This is a genomic window from Bradyrhizobium sp. SZCCHNRI2009 (genome assembly GCF_032485115.1).
Taxonomy (GTDB): domain Bacteria; phylum Pseudomonadota; class Alphaproteobacteria; order Rhizobiales; family Xanthobacteraceae; genus Bradyrhizobium.
In genome coordinates this window covers 646,470-664,907 of sequence record NZ_JAUEUH010000004.1, presented here as the reverse complement: position 1 = coordinate 664,907, position 18,438 = coordinate 646,470, and the positions used below count along the sequence as shown (strand labels likewise).

Annotated in this window: 18 protein-coding genes; 11 read left to right on the top strand and 7 right to left on the bottom strand. The window is 66.5% G+C overall.

Annotated features, from left to right (window positions below):
- Window positions 1–5: 5 nt before the first annotated feature.
- Window positions 6–986, bottom strand: a complete 981-nt coding sequence (gene rfaD / locus QX041_RS18360; protein ID WP_315768713.1) for an ADP-glyceromanno-heptose 6-epimerase — start codon at window positions 984–986, stop codon at window positions 6–8.
- Window positions 987–1,134: 148 nt separating this feature from the next.
- On the opposite strand from rfaD, the gene waaF reads away from it, so the two are divergent.
- From waaF to QX041_RS18345, 3 genes are read left to right on the top strand one after another with little or no spacing between them, the layout of a single operon-like run.
- Window positions 1,135–2,199, top strand: coding sequence for a lipopolysaccharide heptosyltransferase II (gene waaF / locus QX041_RS18355; RefSeq protein WP_316166171.1), 1,065 nt, complete (start codon window positions 1,135–1,137; stop codon window positions 2,197–2,199).
- 56 nt (window positions 2,200–2,255) lie between these two features.
- Window positions 2,256–2,849 carry a D-sedoheptulose 7-phosphate isomerase gene (locus QX041_RS18350; RefSeq protein ID WP_315768717.1) on the top strand — a complete coding sequence of 198 codons (594 nt, stop codon included), beginning with the start codon at window positions 2,256–2,258 and terminating at the stop codon, window positions 2,847–2,849.
- On the top strand, window positions 2,850–3,377 hold the full coding sequence (locus tag QX041_RS18345) for an HAD family hydrolase (RefSeq protein ID WP_315825089.1): 528 nt from the start codon (window positions 2,850–2,852) through the stop codon (window positions 3,375–3,377).
- Here the strand turns inward: QX041_RS18345 and QX041_RS18340 are convergent.
- Entirely contained in the window at window positions 3,359–4,405 is a 1,047-nt protein-coding gene (locus tag QX041_RS18340; RefSeq protein ID WP_316166170.1) for a glycosyltransferase family 4 protein, read from the bottom strand. The genes QX041_RS18345 and QX041_RS18340 overlap by 19 nt on opposite strands.
- A gap of 129 nt (window positions 4,406–4,534) precedes the next feature.
- Between QX041_RS18340 and galE the strand changes: the two genes are divergently transcribed.
- From galE to QX041_RS18320, 4 genes are all read left to right on the top strand, one after another.
- A complete protein-coding gene (gene galE, locus QX041_RS18335; protein ID WP_316166168.1) occupies window positions 4,535–5,548 on the top strand; it encodes a UDP-glucose 4-epimerase GalE in 1,014 nt (337 codons plus the stop codon).
- Between the two features lie 102 nt (window positions 5,549–5,650).
- Window positions 5,651–7,456 (top strand): ABC transporter ATP-binding protein, encoded by a 1,806-nt coding sequence (locus tag QX041_RS18330; RefSeq protein ID WP_316166166.1) that lies wholly within the window; start codon window positions 5,651–5,653, stop codon window positions 7,454–7,456.
- Window positions 7,457–7,489: 33 nt separating this feature from the next.
- A complete protein-coding gene (locus QX041_RS18325) occupies window positions 7,490–8,191 on the top strand; it encodes a fumarylacetoacetate hydrolase family protein (RefSeq protein WP_316166165.1) in 702 nt (233 codons plus the stop codon).
- A 1,151-nt stretch (window positions 8,192–9,342) separates the two neighbouring features.
- Entirely contained in the window at window positions 9,343–9,747 is a 405-nt protein-coding gene (locus QX041_RS18320) for a hypothetical protein (RefSeq protein WP_315771443.1), read from the top strand.
- 142 nt (window positions 9,748–9,889) lie between these two features.
- Here the strand turns inward: QX041_RS18320 and QX041_RS18315 are convergent, their stop codons facing one another.
- From QX041_RS18315 to QX041_RS18305, 3 genes are all read right to left on the bottom strand, one after another.
- On the bottom strand, window positions 9,890–10,819 hold the full coding sequence (locus QX041_RS18315; protein WP_315768730.1) for an aspartyl/asparaginyl beta-hydroxylase domain-containing protein: 930 nt from the start codon (window positions 10,817–10,819) through the stop codon (window positions 9,890–9,892).
- 220 nt (window positions 10,820–11,039) lie between these two features.
- Window positions 11,040–11,195 carry a hypothetical protein gene (locus QX041_RS18310; protein WP_315712861.1) on the bottom strand — a complete coding sequence of 52 codons (156 nt, stop codon included), beginning with the start codon at window positions 11,193–11,195 and terminating at the stop codon, window positions 11,040–11,042.
- Window positions 11,196–11,371: 176 nt separating this feature from the next.
- Entirely contained in the window at window positions 11,372–12,064 is a 693-nt protein-coding gene (locus QX041_RS18305) for a PilZ domain-containing protein (RefSeq protein ID WP_315753618.1), read from the bottom strand.
- 674 nt (window positions 12,065–12,738) lie between these two features.
- Between QX041_RS18305 and cpaB the strand changes: the two genes are divergently transcribed.
- From cpaB to QX041_RS18285, 4 genes are read left to right on the top strand one after another with little or no spacing between them, the layout of a single operon-like run.
- Window positions 12,739–13,554 (top strand): Flp pilus assembly protein CpaB, encoded by an 816-nt coding sequence (gene cpaB, locus QX041_RS18300; RefSeq protein WP_316166163.1) that lies wholly within the window; start codon window positions 12,739–12,741, stop codon window positions 13,552–13,554.
- Window positions 13,555–13,571: 17 nt separating this feature from the next.
- Entirely contained in the window at window positions 13,572–15,041 is a 1,470-nt protein-coding gene (locus QX041_RS18295) for a type II and III secretion system protein family protein (RefSeq protein ID WP_315712866.1), read from the top strand.
- 33 nt (window positions 15,042–15,074) lie between these two features.
- Window positions 15,075–15,812 carry a CpaD family pilus assembly protein gene (locus tag QX041_RS18290; RefSeq protein WP_315712867.1) on the top strand — a complete coding sequence of 246 codons (738 nt, stop codon included), beginning with the start codon at window positions 15,075–15,077 and terminating at the stop codon, window positions 15,810–15,812.
- Window positions 15,809–17,077 (top strand): CpaE family protein, encoded by a 1,269-nt coding sequence (locus tag QX041_RS18285; RefSeq protein WP_315712868.1) that lies wholly within the window; start codon window positions 15,809–15,811, stop codon window positions 17,075–17,077. The genes QX041_RS18290 and QX041_RS18285 overlap by 4 nt, the downstream gene beginning before the upstream one ends.
- A gap of 132 nt (window positions 17,078–17,209) precedes the next feature.
- Here QX041_RS18285 and QX041_RS18280 read toward each other — a convergent pair whose 3' ends face one another.
- Window positions 17,210–18,079, bottom strand: coding sequence for a tetratricopeptide repeat protein (locus QX041_RS18280; protein WP_315712870.1), 870 nt, complete (start codon window positions 18,077–18,079; stop codon window positions 17,210–17,212).
- Window positions 18,080–18,163: 84 nt separating this feature from the next.
- Window positions 18,164–18,409: a PilZ domain-containing protein gene (locus tag QX041_RS18275; RefSeq protein WP_315712872.1), complete on the bottom strand. Its 246-nt coding sequence runs from the start codon at window positions 18,407–18,409 to the stop codon at window positions 18,164–18,166.
- Window positions 18,410–18,438: the final 29 nt, after the last annotated feature.

Here is an 18,438-nt window from a genome sequence, read left to right as displayed (position 1 = left end):
ATCGTCTAGCGGAAGCGGTCGGCGGAATCGAGATAGTTCCGGATATAGCCAGCGACCGCATCCTCGAGCGACGTGAAGCCGCCGTTGTAGCCGGCCGCCAACAGCCGGTCGACCTTGCTCTGGGTGAAATACTGGTAGCTGCCGCGAATCGCTTCGGGCATGTCGATGTACTCGATCCGCGGCGTCGCACCGAGCGTAGCATAGGCCGCCAGCATCATGTCCTTGAAGCTGCGCGCCTGGCCCGTGCCGACGTTGAACAGGCCCGAGACGGAGGGAGAGGCCAACAGCCACAGCATCACGCGGACGACGTCGTCGACATGGATGAAGTCGCGGCGCTGGTCGCCGTCGGCGATGCCTTCGCGGTGCGACTTGAACAGTTGCAGGGTGTGTCCGGCCTTGATGTCGTCGAAGCGGCGGGTCAGCACGCTCATCATCGATCCCTTGTGGTACTCGTTGGGACCGAACACGTTGAAGAACTTCAACCCGGCATATTGCGGCGGCAGCCTCTCGCCGCGCTCGGCGCGCGCGGCCACCGCCATGTCGAACAGATGCTTGCTCCAGCCATAGAGATTCATCGGCCGCAACGTCTTCAGCGCCGCCAGCGACGGCTCATCGACGAAGCCCTGCGCGCCGTCGCCATAGGTCGCCGCCGACGAGGCGTAGATGAACGGCGTGGTGTTGGCCGTACACCAGTCGAGCAGGCGCAAGGAACTGCGGAAGTTGCGCTCCATCACGAGATCGCCGTCGACCACCGTGGTCGCGGAGATCGCGCCCATGTGCAGGACGGCCTCGAGCCGGCGCCCCTTCAGCCAGACGTCCAGATCGGAAGGCGGCACGACGTCGGCCAGCTGCCGCTTGGCCAGGTTGCGCCACTTGCCCTCGCTGCCGAGCGTGTCACAGACCACGACATCGGTCCGGCCGGCGTCGTTCAGCGCCGCGACCAGATTCGATCCGATAAACCCGGCGCCGCCGGTCACCAGCAACATTCCGCAACCCGTCCTGATCCCGAAAACCCCGGCCCTCGCGTAGCGCATGCGGCGGCAAAGTGTAAGCGCTTTGGTGACGGCCCGCTCGGCCCACTTTACCTGCGGCGGCCGAGCGGCTACCAGCGCGCCTGAGCTAGGCAGACAAAGAATGAATTCGAATTCGGCCAAGGTCGAGGTGGACGCGGCGGACACCAGCCCGATCCTGATCATCCCCTATATGTGGATCGGCGATTTCGTGCGCGGCCACACCGTGGTGCGGGTGCTCAAGGAGCGCTGGCCGAATCGGCCGGTCGACCTGCTGGTGACGTCGCTGTGCGCGCCGCTGGTCGATTACATGCCCGGGGTCCGCTCCGGCATCGTCTGGGATCTGCCGCGCAGCCGGCTGGCGCTCGGCCGGCAATGGCAGCTCGCCGCGATGTTGCGCGAACGTCGCTATCGGACCGCCCTGGTGATGCCGCGGACCTGGAAATCGGCGCTGGCACCGGCGCTGGCCGGCATCCCCGAGCGGGTGGGCTTCGTCGGCGAGGTCCGCTTCGGCCTGCTCAACCGCTGGCGCTGGGGCGAGAAGGCGCTGCCCCGCTTCATCGACAAGAATGCCGCGCTGGCGCTGCCCGACGGGGCGCCCCTGCCGCCGGAATGGCCGGTCCCGCAGCTGCGGGTGCCGCCGGAGGACGTCGCGCGCTGGCGCGAGGCCAATGGCCTGGGGAACCGCCCGGCCGTGGCGCTGGCACCGGGATCGGTGGGTGCCGCCAAGCGCTGGCCCTATTACGGCGAGGCGGCCCGGCTGCTGCGCGGGGCCGGCCTCGACGTCTGGGTGGTCGGCGGCCCCGGCGAGAAAGCGCTCGCCGCCGAGATCGTCGCCGCTGGCGGCCCGGACGTCCGCGACCTCACCGGAACCGACCTGCGCAACGGCATCCTGGCCATGGCGGCGGCCAGCGTCGCGATCTCCAATGATTCGGGGCTCATGCACATCGCCGCGGCGTTGGGGACGCCGACCATGGGCATCTTCGGTCCGACCAGCCCATACCATTGGGCGCCGCTGAACGGCCTCGCGGCGACGGTCCAGACCAGGACACAGGTCCCCTGCCAGCCCTGCCACCGGCCGGTCTGCCGGATGAACGACCACCGCTGCATGCGCGACATTCCGGCGACCGATGTCGCCGCCATCGCCCAGCAGGTCCTTGCCGACGCGGCAATACCGGTCGTGCACTAGCTTGCGAAGCGACACCGCGCCCCATACACCGGCCCTGACGTAACCTGAGCCGCCACGTGACCCGCGCCCTCGACCCGATCGCCAACCATCTCGCCCGCTCCCGCGCCGCCATGGAGCGCGCGGCCGACGATGCCGCGATGCTCACCAGCGCCGGGCGGATCGCAACGAAAATCATCTCTGCGCTGCGTGGCGGCCACAAGCTGCTGATCGTCGGCAATGGCGGCAGCGCGGCGGACGCGCAGCACATCGCCGCCGAGATCGTCGGCCGCTACAGGCAGGAGCGGCCCGCCTATGCCGCGATCGCGCTGACGACCGATACCTCGGCGCTGACCGCGATCGGCAACGACTACGGCTTCGATCACGTCTTCGCCCGCCAGGTCGAAGGGCTCGGTACACCGGGCGACGTGCTGCTGGCGATCTCGACCTCCGGCCGCTCGCCGAGCATCCTCAACGCGCTGCGCAAGGCGCGCGAGCGCGGACTGGTCACGGTCGGCTTCACCGGCGCCAAGGGCCTCCCGATGGGCGAATTGTGTGACGAGCTGCTGGTGGCGCCGAGCGACGACACGCCGCTGATCCAGCAGATCCATCTCGCGACGGCGCATGGCATCTGCGAGATGATCGAGGCGGCGCTGATGCAGGACGAGGGCTAGATGACGACCGCTCAGCTCAAGCCGGCGGCGTTTCTCGACCGCGACGGCGTCATCAATCACGACGACAACTACATCGGCTCGCCCGATCGCATCCGCTGGATGCCGAACGTGGCGCAGGCGATCCGGCGGCTCAACGACTCCGGCTATCACGTGTTCCTGTTCACCAACCAGTCCGGCGTGGCGCGCGGGCTGTTCTCGGAGGATGACGTCACGGACCTGCACGACTGGATGCGGGCCGAGCTCGCGGCGCAGGGGGCTGTGATCGACGACGTCCGCTATTGCCCCTACCACACCGAAGGCTCGGTCGAGCGCTATCTGCGCGAGCATCCCTGGCGCAAGCCGGCGCCCGGCATGATCCTCGACCTGATGCAGCACTGGCCCATCAGGCGCGAGGGCAGCTTCGTGATCGGCGACCGCGCCTCGGACATCGCGGCGGCCGAAGCCGCCGGCCTGCCCGGCTTCCTGTTCGCCGGCGGCGATCTCGATGCGTTCGTCGCCGACATCATCGCTCAGACCAGTTCGCGATAGACGGCTGCGATCTTGTCGGCCTCGGCCTCGAGGCTGAATTTCTCCACCACGCGCGTCCGAGCCCGCGCGCCCATCGCTAGTGCGGCATCCGGATCCCGCATCAATGGCTCGAGCGCTGCGACCAGCGCATCGACGTCGCCGGGCGGGACCAGCACGCCTGTGACGCCATCCTCGACCACGATCTCCGCCGCCCCGGCACGCGCCGCGACCAGGGCGGCTCCTGCCGCCATTGCCTCGATCAGCGTGAGACCAAAGCCTTCGTTGCGCGAGGTGAAGGCGTAGATCGTGAGACGCTGGTACCAGCGCTGCACGTCGGCGATGTCGAGCTCGCCGGTGATGACGATGCGCTGCTCCAGGCCCGCGGCGGCGATCTGCTTCTTCAGCTCGCTCGCGAACGGCATCTGCTCGGGCGTCACGGCGCCGACCAGCACCGCGGAAAAATCCGGAAAACGCGGCAGCAGCCGGCACATCGCCGCGACGAACACGTCGCTGCCCTTCTGCGCGCGGACGCGGCCGAAGCAGCCGATGGCATATTTGCCCGGCAGTCCGCTCTCGGCGAAGGCCGCGGCGCGATCCGCCGGCGGGGAATACACGTCGGTGTCGACGCCATGCGTCACCACCGTCGCTTCGCGCTTCAGATAGGACGCCGAGATGTCGCTGGTCGCGATGATCGCGTCCATGCGGCGGATCAGCCAGCGCGTGATCCAGCTGTGATGGCGCTGCGCGGCCGAGGTGAACACCAGCTTCAACGGCCAGCCGAGCGCCCGCATGATCACGCCGACGATCATCTCGTCGTTGCGGCGGGCATGCCAGATCAGCGGCCGCCGCCGGCCCCACAATTTGAACAGATCGCTCGCGCGCATCCGCGCGATCCCTTCGGGCGCGTAGGAGCCGAGCCACGCCGCGCGCACCAGCCTCGCCAGCTTCGGCGCCACCATCCGGTTGGTCGCGGTCACGCCGGAATAGCGCCGGTGCAGGTTGGGCACGATCACGTCGAGATCTGCGGCGGAAAACGGCTCGGCTTGCACACTCAACTCCAATTGCAGCGGTTCCCTATACGCAACATTAAGCATCGCCGCCAGTTCGCTATGCACGCAACAGGTCGTTCATTTCGCGGGCGTTAGTCTGCCGGAAACAAACAGGGATCGCGTCAAACAATGACCGTGCTCGTGACCGGCGGCGCCGGCTATATCGGCAGCCACATGGTGCTCGCGCTGGCGGAAGCCGGCGAAAGCGTCGTGGTGATCGACAACCTTTCGAGCGGCTTTTCCGCCTTCGTGCCCGACGGCGTGCCGCTGTTCATCGGCGATGCCGGCGATGAAAATCTCGTCGACGGCGTCATCGGCCAGCACGGCGTCGACAGCATCATCCATCTGGCGGGCTCGGTCGTGGTGCCGGAATCGGTGCGCGATCCGCTGCTCTACTACCGCAACAACACCATGACCACGCGCAGCCTGTTGAATGCGGCGGTCAAGCGCGGCGTCAGCCGCTTCGTGTTCTCCTCGACCGCGGCCGTCTACGGCAATCCGAACGAGGTGCCGGTGCCCGAGAGCGCGCCGACCCGTCCGACCTCGCCCTACGGCACCTCGAAGCTGATGGCCGAGATCATACTGCACGACGTGGCCTCGGCACATGACCTCAACTACGTGGTGCTGCGCTACTTCAACGTCGCCGGCGCCGATCCGTTCGGACGAGCCGGGCTTGCCACCGTCGGGGCGACGCACCTGATGAAGATCGCGATGGAAGTCGCCACCGGCCAGCGCGCCAAGATCGACGTCTACGGCACCGATTATCCGACCCCCGACGGCACCTGCATCCGCGATTTCATCCATGTCTGCGATCTCGCCCAGGTGCACCGCTCCGCGCTGGCCTATCTGCGCGCCGGCGGCAGCTCGGTCACGCTGAATTGTGGGTACGGCCGCGGCTATTCCGTGCTCGAGACCATCGAGGCCGTCCGGCGCGTCTCCGGCCGCGCCATTCCCGTCCAATACGCACCGCGGCGCCCCGGCGACATCATGAGCATGGTCGCCGACACCAGCCGTCTGAAGGCGCTGCTCGACTGGACGCCGATCTATGACGATCTGGAAACGATCGCCGCCCATGCGCTGGCCTGGGAGGAGAAACTGTTCCTGGAACGCCACAGCGGCGTGCTGCAGCGGGCCTCGGCCTAGAATCAACGACTTAGCCGGACGCCGGGGGGCTTGAAAAAGCCGCCCCGAGCGGGCAAGCACTGCTGTCCGCCCGGCGATTTGTCCCGGCGGCCAGGGACCAGAATGGCCGAATTTCCGAAGAAGATCACCGACGATCCCTATGGCGCCGCGATCCTGATCCGCCGCCTCGTGATGGAACAGGGCATCCTCTACTGGCGCCGCTATCTCACCGCCTTCGCGCTGATGGCGGTCTCGGCCGGCGCCAGCGCCGGCGCCGCCTACATCCTCGGCCAGGTCATCAACAAGGCCTATGTCGACAAGAGCATCCCCGGCATCGCGGTGCTCTCCGGCGTCACCGTGCTGCTGCTGTTCGTCAAGGGCGTCTCGACCTACGGCTACGCGGTGATCCTGTCGAAGATCTCGAACGCGATCCTCGCCAACAACCAGCGCGCGCTGTTCGCGAAGCTGATGAGCGAGAGCATCGGCTTCTTCTCCGAGCGGCACTCGTCGGAGTTCCTGGCACGCCTCACCGCCGGCGCCAAGTCCATCACCGACGTCCTGACCATGCTGATCAACGCGATCGGCCGCGACCTGCTGCTCTTGATCAGCATGATCGCCGTGATGGTCGCGCAGGACCCCTGGATGTCGCTGCTCGGCCTCGTCGTCGTGCCGCCGGCCATGCTGGTGCTGCGCAAGCTGGTCAAGCGCATCAAGGGCCTCGCCCACAGCCAGTTCACCGGCAATGCGGACATCCTGGAGACCATGCAGGAATCGCTGCAGGGCATCCGCACCGTCAAGGCGTTCACGCTCGAGGACGCGATGCGCGCCCGCATCGACGAGAACATCGCAGTGGTCGAGCGCAACGCCAACAAGATGGCCCGCGTCTCCAACCGTTCCAACCCGCTGATGGAGATGCTCGGCGGCTTCGCCGTCGCCGGCTGCCTGATGTATGGCGGCTATGCCGTGGTCGCGCTCAACGCCACGCCCGGCCAGTTCTTCTCGTTCATGACCGCCTTCCTGATGGCGACCGAGCCGGCGAAGCGGCTGGCGCGGCTCAACATCGATCTCAACAGCCAGCTCGTCGGCGCCCGCATGCTGCTCGAAGTGGTCGACAGCCCCGCCAGCGAGCAGCCGGACGACGACAAGCCGGCGCTGAAGCTGACGCAGGCCAAGATCGAGCTGCGCGACGTCTCCTTCGCCTATCGCGACAACGAGCCGGTGCTCAACCGCATGAGCTTCACGGCCGAGCCCGGCAAGGTCACCGCTTTGGTCGGCCCGTCCGGCGGCGGCAAGTCGACGGTGCTGGCGCTGCTGCTGCGGTTCTACGAGGCGACCGCGGGCGACATCCTGATCGACGGCCAGTCGATCGCGCAGGTGTCGCGCCGTAGCTTGCGCGAGCAGGCCGCCTATGTCGGCCAGGACGTCTACCTGTTCCGCGATAGCATCCGCGCCAACATCGCCTTCGGCAAGCCCGGCGCGACCGAGGCCGAGATCATCGAGGCGGCGAAGGCGGCCTGCGCGCACGACTTCATCATGAGCTTCCCGCTTGGCTACGACACGCCGGTCGGCGAGCACGGCACCCAGCTCTCCGGCGGCCAGCGCCAGCGCATCGCGGTCGCCCGCGCGCTGATCCGCAACGCGCCGATCATCCTGCTCGACGAGGCCACCGCGGCGCTGGACTCCGAATCCGAGCGCCAGGTGCAGGAGGCGATCGAGCATCTCTGCCAGAACCGCACCACCATCGTCATCGCGCATCGCCTGCACACCATCATGAACGCCGACGCCATCCTGGTGGTCGAAGCCGGCGAGATCGTCGAGCGCGGCCGGCATGACGATCTGTTGCGCCGTGGCGGCCGCTATGCTTCGTTCTTCCGCCTGCAACAGCGCGACATGGGGCCTAACGTCATCCCCATGACCGCAACCTCCTGACCCGCTTATTTCACCGCACCCGAGATCCATTTCATGAGCGCCTCCACCGTCATCCCGGCCTTCCCGCAGCCTTCGCTTCCCGTCGTCGGCGAAGCCGGCGTCTTTCCGGTCCGCCGCATCTGGTGCGTCGGCCGCAACTATCTCGAGCACATCCGCGAGATGGGCAATGACGAGCGCGACCCGCCGTTCTTCTTCGCCAAGCATGCCGACATGCTGGAGCCGGACGGCGCCGTGATCCCCTACCCGCCGCTGACCAAGGACATGCATCACGAGGTCGAGCTGGTGGTCGCGCTGAAGAGCGGCGGCCTCAACATTCCGACCGACAAGGCGCTCGACCACGTCTACGGCTACGCCGTCGGCATCGACCTCACCCGCCGCGACCTGCAGCTCGCCTCCCGCAAGATGCAGCGCCCCTGGGAGGTCGGCAAGTCGTTCGACCATTCCGCGCCCTGCTCGGCCATCCAGCCCGCGGCCAAGATCGGCCACCCCGCGAAGGGCAAGATCTGGCTGTCGGTCAACGGCACCGAGCGCCAGACCGGCGACCTCTCCGAGCTGATCTGGAACGTGCCGGAGATCATCTGGAAGCTCTCCCAGCAGGTCGAGCTCGCCGCCGGCGACATCATCATGACCGGCACGCCCGCCGGCGTCGCGGCGGTCGTTCCGGGCGACAAGATCGAATGCGGCGTCGACGGCGTGGGCACACTGAAGGTCTCGATCGGGCCTGCGGCGGCGTAAGCGGCGCCCACGGTCCCTCGCAACACTTCCAAAAAGGCCGCGCTCTGCGCGGCTTTTTTCGGTCTGGCGCCCGATCGCAGCCAGGCACCGGGGTCACCCTCCCCTGGAGGGGGAGGGTCAGACCTGCTTTGCGACATCATCTGATCCACAATCTCAACAGCGTTCAGGCTGAGACGAACATCCACGCTCTCGCGACGCAGTCCGCGCCCTGAACGGCTTTCCTTCATTGAAGCCCAATCGCAGCCGAGGACTGGTTCACCCTCCCCTGGAGGGGGAGGGTCGCCTCACGAGGAGCGAAGCGACACGTGAGGCGGGGTGGGGTGATCTCTCCTCTGGCACCGGTGCGCGTGGAGAGATCACCCCACCCCGCTCGCCCGCTTCGCGCGCGAGCGACCCTCCCCCTCCAGGGGAGGGTGGGCACCGGCCGAGCGGCAACACTGATCCACAATCTCAAACAGCATCAAGGAAGAGACGAGCACCCACCTTCTCGCGACGCATTCCGCGCCCGAGTGATGCTCCAATTCCCGCCCTCTCCAGATGGAGGGCGCAGGGAAGGCCGGGCGCTGGCCGCGCCCGTGGCCCGCCTGCAGAAAAAAAGCAGGCGGCAGTCACCACAGGTCTGGCCGAACACACCCGGCCTTCCCCGCGCGATGGTTTTAACGGGCTATAGCGCGCTCTTCCTGGTGCACCGGGCTTTCTGGCCACCATCCGCTGCGCAAAGCGAAGCTTTGTCGCAACGTTGATACTAGCATCGGAGTATCAGAACCACACGCCTTCACCGTCCACGAGGAAAGCGTTCGTCCGTGCTCATCACACGCCGCCGCCCCGCGTCCACCGCTCCCCGCTGCCAACGTCCGTGACGACCGCGAACCGTCCCCTACCGTGCAACGGGATGGGGCGGACCATAATGCTGATTTGGCGAAATTGTCAAGCAGCTCGTATCTTTTTAGAAGAGGTCGGCAGTCCCCTGATGGTGATCCGCACAGCGGACAGTCTTAGCTCCGTTAGATTCCGCTTAACGAACCATCGCTGCGCCGATAGCGGCCGGGCTTGACGTAGGCAATAACACAATCATCGAGATCTCAACGTCTTGGCCATCCATTTGCCGTTTGCGTCGATTGCGGCAAGGTACCTGAGCCCAGGTGGAGTAGATGCAGAGAAAATTGATAGTGGCGTTGGCAGCAGCACTCGTTGGCGTCTCGGGTGGCACGCCCTCAACCAACGCGCAAGATGCCGGGCGCGCTAACTGTGAAAGCCAACTTTCCACGTTCGTCTTGAAGATCGACAATCTACTGGCGCAGCACCCTCGAGACTTGAATGAAGTTCTTTCGGTCGTGCACCGTCACCTTCCCGCGGAAGGTTGTACGGCCGACGTGGCGTCGAAGGCGATGAAGACTTCGGCGTTCTTCAAGGGAGAGGAACGAAATGACCACAGCATCCAGTTCTCGCTCTTCAATGGGACCTCGGCGGCGCGTGGCGCTGCGGTCCTGCTCGTACTGAACGATTCCGGCCAATGGAGCCCGCCATTTGCGATTTGGCACCCGCCATACCCCTGACCACGGCAGAGTGACCGCGAACGTCCGTTCCGAACCCATCTTTGGAACGCGTAGGGCGGATTAGCCGAAGGCGTAATCCGCCGTCCCTCCGCGGAGAAGAAGCGGCGGATTACGCTCCGCTAATCCGCCCTACTCCCCAATCTCACCGAAACGCCGACACCACGATGGCGCCGACGATCGCCACCGTCAACGTGTACTTCGCCGCATAATACACCGTCCTGTTCCACGCCTTCACCTTCCGCGTGGCCAGATGAAGCTCATACAGCTTGCCGAACACCTTGTTCAGCACGCCGACGTGCTCGCCGTCGACGTTCTGCGTCGCCGAGGCCTTGACGATGTGGTGGCTGACCCAGCGGTTGATGGCGGCGATGAAGCCGAGCTTCATCGGGCGCTCGACGTCGCAGAACAGGATGATGCGGTTGACGTCGGTGGCGTTCTCGGCGCTGTGGATGAAGGTCTCGTCGAACATGAAGGCTTCGCCGTCGCGCCAGACGCAGGGCACGCCGTCGACCAGGATGCGGCACTTGTCGGAGTTCGGCGTGACGAGCCCCAGATGATAGCGCAGCGAGCCGGCGAAGGGATCGCGGTGGGCGCCGAGCTTGCCGCCGGGCGGCAGCATCGCGAACATCGCGCCATGCACGTTCGGGATGGAGTTCAAAAGCTCGACCGTCTTCGGACACAGCGTACGCGCCGACGGTAGGAAGTCGTCGTACCATTTCAGATAGAAGCGCTTCCAGCCGCTCTTGAAGAACGAGTAGAAGCCCCAGTCGTTGTTGGCGGCGGCGGCGCGGATGAAGCCCTCGTCGAACAGGCGTACCGCCTCCTCGCGGATGGTCTGCCAGTTATCGGTGAGCTTCTTCAACTCGGGAAACTGCTCCACCGGGATCACCGGCGTGTTGGGCACAGCCGAGCCGGCATACATCAGCACATTGTAGGGGGCGAGATAGGTGGAGTGGTCGCCGAGCTGGCGGGCGAAGCGCAGCCGCTGCTTGCCGCGGAAGTGGACGTAGATGGTGGCCCCGATCAGGATGTAGAGGCCGATGAGCTGTGGCGCGAAGAGCTGTCTGAGCATGTCCGGGACCCATGATCCGGCCGCTCAGAGCGTGTTGCGCAGATGTGTCGCCTTCTGGGCGAGATCGAAGGGGTGCTCTGATGCCGGCCAAGGGCCTCAATTTAGCCGCAAGCGCGACCGGCCGCATCCCTTCGCACGAGGGTTGTGAACGGGAATCGGGGTTGAAAGTTCTGCGGCGTGACCCGGCTGCAACAGCCGCCGGCCCCGGCTCGCGATCGCGCTAAGCCCGCGTCAGCTCCTGCAGGCCCTTGAAGGTCAGCCGCTTGGGGTCCCGGACGCCGGCCAGATACATGCGGCGGATGAAGGCGGCCACCGCGTCGCGGTCGCAGCCGGTGAGGACGACGATGGCATCCACCGCGGTCTTCTGGGCCTCCATGGGACTGGTCCTCCTGGCAATGCACCCGGCACGCGCAAGCTGTCACGATGCCGATTAACATCGCGTTAACCGTGCGGACGGCCGCCGGTTCCCATGCCGCGATTCCTGCCGCCGCTCCATACGCGAAACCGCGCAGGCCGGAGCGGCCGCCGTCGAGCGCCGCAGGAGCGCCGCCGTCACACCAGGAAGAAGTCCTCCGGCGCCCCGATCAGGCGGTCATCGCCATGGACCACGAGGTTCCGCCGCATCGGGCGCACCGGCGGCGTGATGACCCGCCGTTCGAGCTCGTTGGCGCCTGGCAACTGGTCGACGAAGCGGACGGCGAAGCCGTCGGGGAAATGCCTGATGACACGGCCGATGCAACTGCCCACCGCCAGCGGCGTGCCGATCTCCGGCTGGATCTCCGCCGAGACCGCGGCGCCCGACATCGAGGCATCGATCACGAAGCACGGGATGCAGCTGCCGTCGGCGAGCGTCAGCGCCGAATGCGGCGAGTTCGGCACGAAGCGCGCATCGCGGCGGGAATCGCGGATCGACGGATCCTTCTGCTTCTTCTCCAGCCAGACCAGCTTCTCGGCGAGCTTGGCGCGCTCGGCGCGCGTCATCTCCAGCTCGAGCAGAAAGCCGCCATGCACGGTGTCGCTGATCTCGCCTTCGAACTTGCCGAAGTCGCGGAAATACGAGGTCAGACGATCGCCGACCTTGCCGACCACGGGCACCTCGAGCAGCGCGCGAAACGGCGACACCCGCGTGGTGCGGCAGGCGAAGGATCGCAGCCGTCCTTCCGGGGAATACCAGTTCGGAAGCGTGTAGGACCCGACCGTCTGAATCCTGACCGCGCGCTGCTTCAGGAATCGAGCAACCGACATTGCACGTCTCCCCCCGACCCCATGCTGTCCCCGACGATGGCCCGGCCCACGCCGCGGCACGATATGCCTGTTACAATTTCTACGTGCATTTTCGGTCGAACTAAATCGAATTGGGCAAAGCCGCCATGCCCCGGACCGTGCGCGCAAATTCTTGAGGAAATCTGAATCCGAAACGGAAATCCCGCTCAACGGAATCGTATGTCCAACCCGTTTCTGCTTTCTAAAAATGCCGGCCCGTCGGACTACGGTGCGGCGCGGCACTTGTTCGTTGCGGGCACGAGCGGCTGATCGCATCAGCCGCGGCGCCATCGCGCCACGACGCACACCGTCTCACGATGAGCGTCCGTTCGCGTCCAACGTGATTAGTCAATGATTCATCCTAACGCGCGGCCACCGAGGCGCGGCTGCAACTCACAATTTCATTCAATCTGGTGAGCAACTATCAGCGCGCGCAACCGCGCTGCGAGCAAACAGCTAACACATTCGCGTCGTTTCGCTATTTGCTTGCTAACAACCTGTTCACCACTTGCGCAATCGGTCCGCACGGCAGCTGCTGCAGCCCATGCCGTTCAATTTCGCTTATACTATTGCCGCTTAGTCGTAAGTGAGGGGGACGGCTGTCAGTCGGCTCGCGCGTCGCCCCAGGCGTATGAGTAAGCAAAGTAGTCACACGTATGATGACCGCACGCATCGTGGTGTTAACCATCGCTCTCGGCGCGGGCGGCGTTGCGGCCTATCTGGTCAGCAATTCCGACGGCCAGCGGCAGACGCCGGCGGCGCCGGTCGTGCAATTGCCGACGGTCGAGGTGCTGGTCGCCAAGACCGACATCGGGCTCGGACAGGCGATCAAGCCCGGCGACCTGATCTGGCAGACCTGGCCCGAGGCCGCGAGCAACATCTTCATCCGGCGCGGCGACCGTCCCGAGGCGGCCAATCAGCTGGTCGGCACCATCGCCCGTTCGCCGTTCGTGATCGGCGAGCCGATCCGCGAGCAGAAGCTGGTGAAGGCGGACGGCTCCGGCTTCATGGCGGCGATCCTGCCCGCGGGCATGCGCGCGATCTCCACCGAGATCTCACCCGAGACCGGCGCCGGCGGCTTCATCCTGCCGAACGACCGCGTCGACGTCATCCTATCGAAGCGCGACAAGAACCCTGACAAGCCCGGCGCCGCCGACTTCGTCAGCTCCGAGATCATTCTCTCCAACGTCCGCGTGCTCGCGATCGATCAGGCGCCGAAGGAGAAGGAAGGCCAGAACACCGTCGTCGGCAAGACGGTGACGCTCGAGCTCAGGCCCGAGCAGGCCGAGACCCTGGCGCGCGCGCGACAGGCCGGCTCGCTGGCGCTGGCGCTGCGCAGCATCGCCGACGTGAACGCCGCCGACGGCAACAAGACCGAGGCGCAGCAACAGCAGCAGCAGATGGCGCGACGGGGCAGCGCCATCGAGATCATTCGCTATGGGATCACGAGCTCGCTGACGGCGCAGAAGTGACCGAAAGGACGAGGAAGATGATGGGTGGGCATCAACGCGCAAAATTCGGGACGTGGGTCGTCCGCGCGCTATCGACATCGGCCGTGATCGGGCTTGCGCTCAATCCGGCGCTGACGCCGGTGAAGGCGGCTGACGACAGGCTGGAGACGCCGGTGGTGTCGGTCGGCTCGTCGAAGGTGCGCTTCCTCTCGCTCGGCATCGGCAAGTCGGTGGTCGTCGACTTCCCGCAGGACGTCAAGGACGTGCTGGTTGCCGATCCCAAGGTCGCCAACGCGGTCGTCCGTTCGGCCCGGCGCGCCTACATCATCGGCGCCGCAGTCGGCCAGACCAACGTCGTGTTCTTCGACGGCGAGGGACAGCAGGTCGCGGCCTATGACATCGCGATCAAGCGCGACCTCAACGGCGTGCGCCAGGCGCTGAGCCAGAGCATTCCCGGCGTCAAGATCGACGGCGTCGGCGAGGGCGTGATCCTGACCGGATCGGTGTCGAGCCCGGTCGAGGCGCAGCAGGCCGGCGAGATCGCCGCACGCCTCGTCGGCGGTGCCGACAAGGTGGTCAACTCGATCGTCGTGCGCGGCCGCGATCAGGTGATGCTGAAGGTCAACGTGTCGGAGGTCCGGCGCGAGATCGTCAAGCAGCTCGGCATCGATCTCAGCGCCAGCCTGAACTACGGCACCGCGGTGGTGAACTTCAACAACACGAACCCGTTCACCGCCTATGGCAAGTCGCTGGTCGGCCCCAACGGCCTTTCCGCCACCGGCGGCGGCTTGTCGTCGGTCTCGGCGACGCTGCGCGCCATGGAGACGGCCGGTGTCGTCAAGACGCTCGCCGAGCCAAACCTGACCGCGATCTCCGGCGAATCCGCGACCTTCATCGCGGGCGGCGAATTCCCGATTCCCGGCGGCTATTCCTGCGATCCCACCACGCGGGTCTGCAGCACGTCGATCACCTACAAGAAGTTCGGCATCTCGCTCAACTTCACGCCCGTCGTGCTCGGCGAAGGCCGCATCAGCCTCCGGGTGATGACGGAGGTGTCGGAGCTGTCGAACGACAACGCGATCACGGTGTCCTATGCGCTGACCTCGGCCTCGACCTCGTCGGTGACGATCCCCGCGATCCGCACCCGCCGCGCCGAGACCACGGTCGAGATCCCCTCCGGTGGCTCGATGGCGATGGCCGGCCTGATCCAGAACCAGACCAAGCAGGCGATCAACGGCCTGCCCGGGCTCAACCAGCTGCCGGTGCTCGGCCAGCTGTTCCGCAGCCAGGACTACGTCAACAACGAGACCGAGCTGATGGTGCTGGTGACGCCCTATGTCGTGCGCGCCGTCGCCCAGAAGGAGCTGTCGCGTCCGGACGACGGCTTCGCGCCGGCCACCGACTCGGAGTCGGCGCTGCTCGGCCGCATGAACCGGCTGTACGGCATCGCCGCCAGGGTCGACGCGGCCACGGGACAGCCGGCCGGCTTCGGCTTCATCATCGACTGAGATTGCGGGACGACGGGGCACGGGGGAACGATCATGTCGGCAACATCCATACCAGACGGCAGGCGCGCGCTGCGCCGGATCGTCGCCATCGCCGGGCTGGCGCTCACGCTGGGCGCCTGCAACACCACCACCGGTGAGGTCGTCGCGACGATCCCGGACGACTACAAGATCCGCCATCCGATCGCGATCGAGGAAGGCCGGCAGTCGACCGTCGTCTTCATCGGCAGCGGCCGCGGCGGCCTGACCTACCAGCAGCGCGTGGACGTCGCGGGGCTCGCGCGCTCATGGCTGCGCGAAGGCACCGGCGGGATCATGGCGGAGGTGCCGACGGGCACGTCGAATGCGCGCGCCGCGGCCGACGCCTACCGCGAGATCCGCGCCGTGCTGACCGCCGGCGGCGTTCCCTCGCACGCGATCACCCTGCGCAACACCATGCCCGACGATCCGCGGCAGCTCGCCGTCATCCGGCTGAGCTATCCGAAGATCGCCGCCGTCGCCGGTCCCTGCGGGCTGTGGCCCGACGACCTCGGGCCGAACTTCAGCAATCCCGGCTACAGCAGCAACCAGCACTATCAGAATTTCGGCTGCGCCACGCAGCGCAACCTCGCTGCGATGATCGACAACCCGGCCGATCTCGAGCAGCCGCGCTCGGAGATGGCCGCCTACACGCCGCGCCGCTCCGCGCTGTTCGAGAAGTACCGCAAGGGCGAGTCGACGGCGGTGGCGTATCCGGAGTCCGACAAGGCCAAGCTCAGCGATACAGGCAAATGATCAACGCGTCCCGTCAGAGCCAGGATGAGCAGCCCGGCCCCACCGGCCCGGCCCTCGACGATCACATCGCGCCGGTCCCGCGCGTCTCGGTGCAGGCATTCTGCGAAACCGACCAGACCTCGGCCGCGATCCTCGCCGCGAGCCAGGACCGCCGGCTCGGCAAGGCGCACATCACGATCAAGGCGGGCGGCATGCCGCGCGCCATCGAGACCTATCATTCGCAGCCGACGCCGAACGTCATCGTGATCGAGACCAGGCCCGGCGGCGACATTCTCGGCGGCCTCGACGATCTCGCCAGCGTCTGCGATCCCGGCACCCGCGTGGTGCTGATCGGCAGCCCGTCCGACGGCGTCGCCTATCGCGAGCTGGTCCGGCGCGGCGTCAACGACTACGTGCTCGGCCCGGTCGAGACCATCGACGTGATCCGCTCGGTCTGCAGCCTGTTCTCGGCCTCGGAGGCCGTCATCACCGGCCGCATCATCGCCGTGGTCGGCGCCAAGGGCGGCGTCGGCGCCTCCACCGTCGCCCACAACGTCGCCTGGAGCATGGCGCGCGACCTGACGCTGGATTCGGTCGTGATCGATCTCGACATGGCGTTCGGCACCGCGGGGCTGGACTACAACCAGGATCCGCTGCAGGGCATCGCCAACGCCGTGTTCCAGCCGGACCGGCCGGATACGGCGCTGATGGAGCGCCTGCTCGCCAAATGCACCGAAAATCTCAACCTGCTCGCCGCGCCCGCGACGCTCGACCGCGTCTATGATTTCGGCGCCGACGCGTTCGACGCGATCTTCGACACCCTGCGCATGACCCAGCAATGCATCGTGCTCGACGTGCCGCACCAATGGTCGGCCTGGACGCGGCATGCGCTGATCAATGCCGACGACATCCTGGTGGTCGCCGAGCCCGATCTGGCGAACCTGCGCAACGCCAAGAACCTGCTCGGCGTGCTCAAGGCCTCGCGTCCCAACGACCGGCCGCCGCTGTACTGCCTGAACCAGGTCGGCATGCCCAAGCGGCCGGAGATCGACCTGAAGCGCTTCGCCAAGACCGTCGAGGCCGAGCCGGTCGCGGTCATCCCGTTCGACTGCAAACTGTTCGGCACCGCCGCCAACAACGGCCAGATGATCGCGGAGATATCGGGGCTGAGCCGCACGCCAAAACTGTTCCAGGACATCGCGAACCGGCTCACCGGACGGATCGACCACAAGCCGCAGCGCGGCTCGCTGCTGGCGCCGATCGCGAAACTGCTCGGCGCGAAATAGCGCCTGAGATCATGATGCGATTCCAGGGACTCGCATCATGATCTCATCTCCGTGTTTGAGCATGATCTCCGCGCAAACGCCTTTGGCGTTTGTCGCGAGGGAAAACCGGTTTCAACCTTTCCGGATCATGCTCTAGTCGTCGGACCGGCTGAGTGCCCGCGCCAGCGCCTTGTCGGGCTCGCCGGCCACCGGACGGTCGCGACGCGGCGACAGCTCGCGCTGCGCGATCTTGCGGCGCTCCAGGATGCGCTTGACATAGGCGACGCTGGCGCTGGCCTGCTCCGGCGGCAGCCCCGAACGCGCGATGCTCTCGGCCTCGCTCATCCGGCCCTGCAGGCCGACGATGACGGCGAGATTGGTCCGGACCCGCGGGCTGGCATCGGGGTGCGCGCTGGCCTTGCGCAACTGCTCCTCGGCCTTCGGCAGTTCGTTCGAGAGCGCATAGGAGAGACCGAGATTGGACAGCACGGAAGGATCGTCAGGGGCGATCTTCAGCGCCGTCATGTAGTATTGCCGGGCCTCCTCGTTGCGCCCCATCTGGTCGAGCGTGGCGCCCTGCGCCGACAGGATGCGCCAGTCGGGATCCTCGGGCGAATGCGCGCGGCTGAGCACGTCGAACGCCTGCTGGAAATTGCCGTTGTCGGCAAGCGCGCGGCCAAAGGCCGCCAGCAGCGCCTTGTTGCCGGGATTGGCGATCGTCGCCTGCTCGAGCACGGCGACCGCCTGCGAGCGCTGGCCGGTGCCGCGCAGGGCGCTGCCATAGCGCAGCGCCACCTCGGGATCGTTGGGATTGGCGCGGAAGCGCTCGCGGAGCTGGTCGATCTCGGCGCGCGGGTCGGCGGCGGCCGCGCGGCTCTTTTCGGGATTGCCGCCCAGTGCCCCCGTGACCTCGCTGAGATCGGTGGTCTGGCAGGCGCCGAGACCGAGCAGCACGGCCGTGAACGACAGCGCGAACGCGGCCGGCCGGAGCAGAGGGAGAGAGCGAAGGGGCCGCGTACGCATGCAACTGAACTACTTCGGGACCAGATGATCTGCACGCTGGCAGATTAACCCTAAGGTCCCGTTAAGCGGGCGCGGCCGGCCCGCTCAATCGATGAATTCGGCGCCGAACTCGCAGCCGATGCGCCAGGCCAGCCGGCACTTGCGCTGGTGGTCGGGCGCGAAGACGATGGTGAACTGCGGGGGAATCTCGACGAATTCGGCGATCACCTTGACGCCGCCGTCGGAAATATCCGTGACCGTGCAGTCCCGCGGCAGGCTGCCGTTGCCATAGTGAATCTTCGCGATCCTCCTGCACAGCCGACGTTCACTCTTGCGACGGTTCGCCAACATCAACATTTCGACGTCTCACCCACTCAATC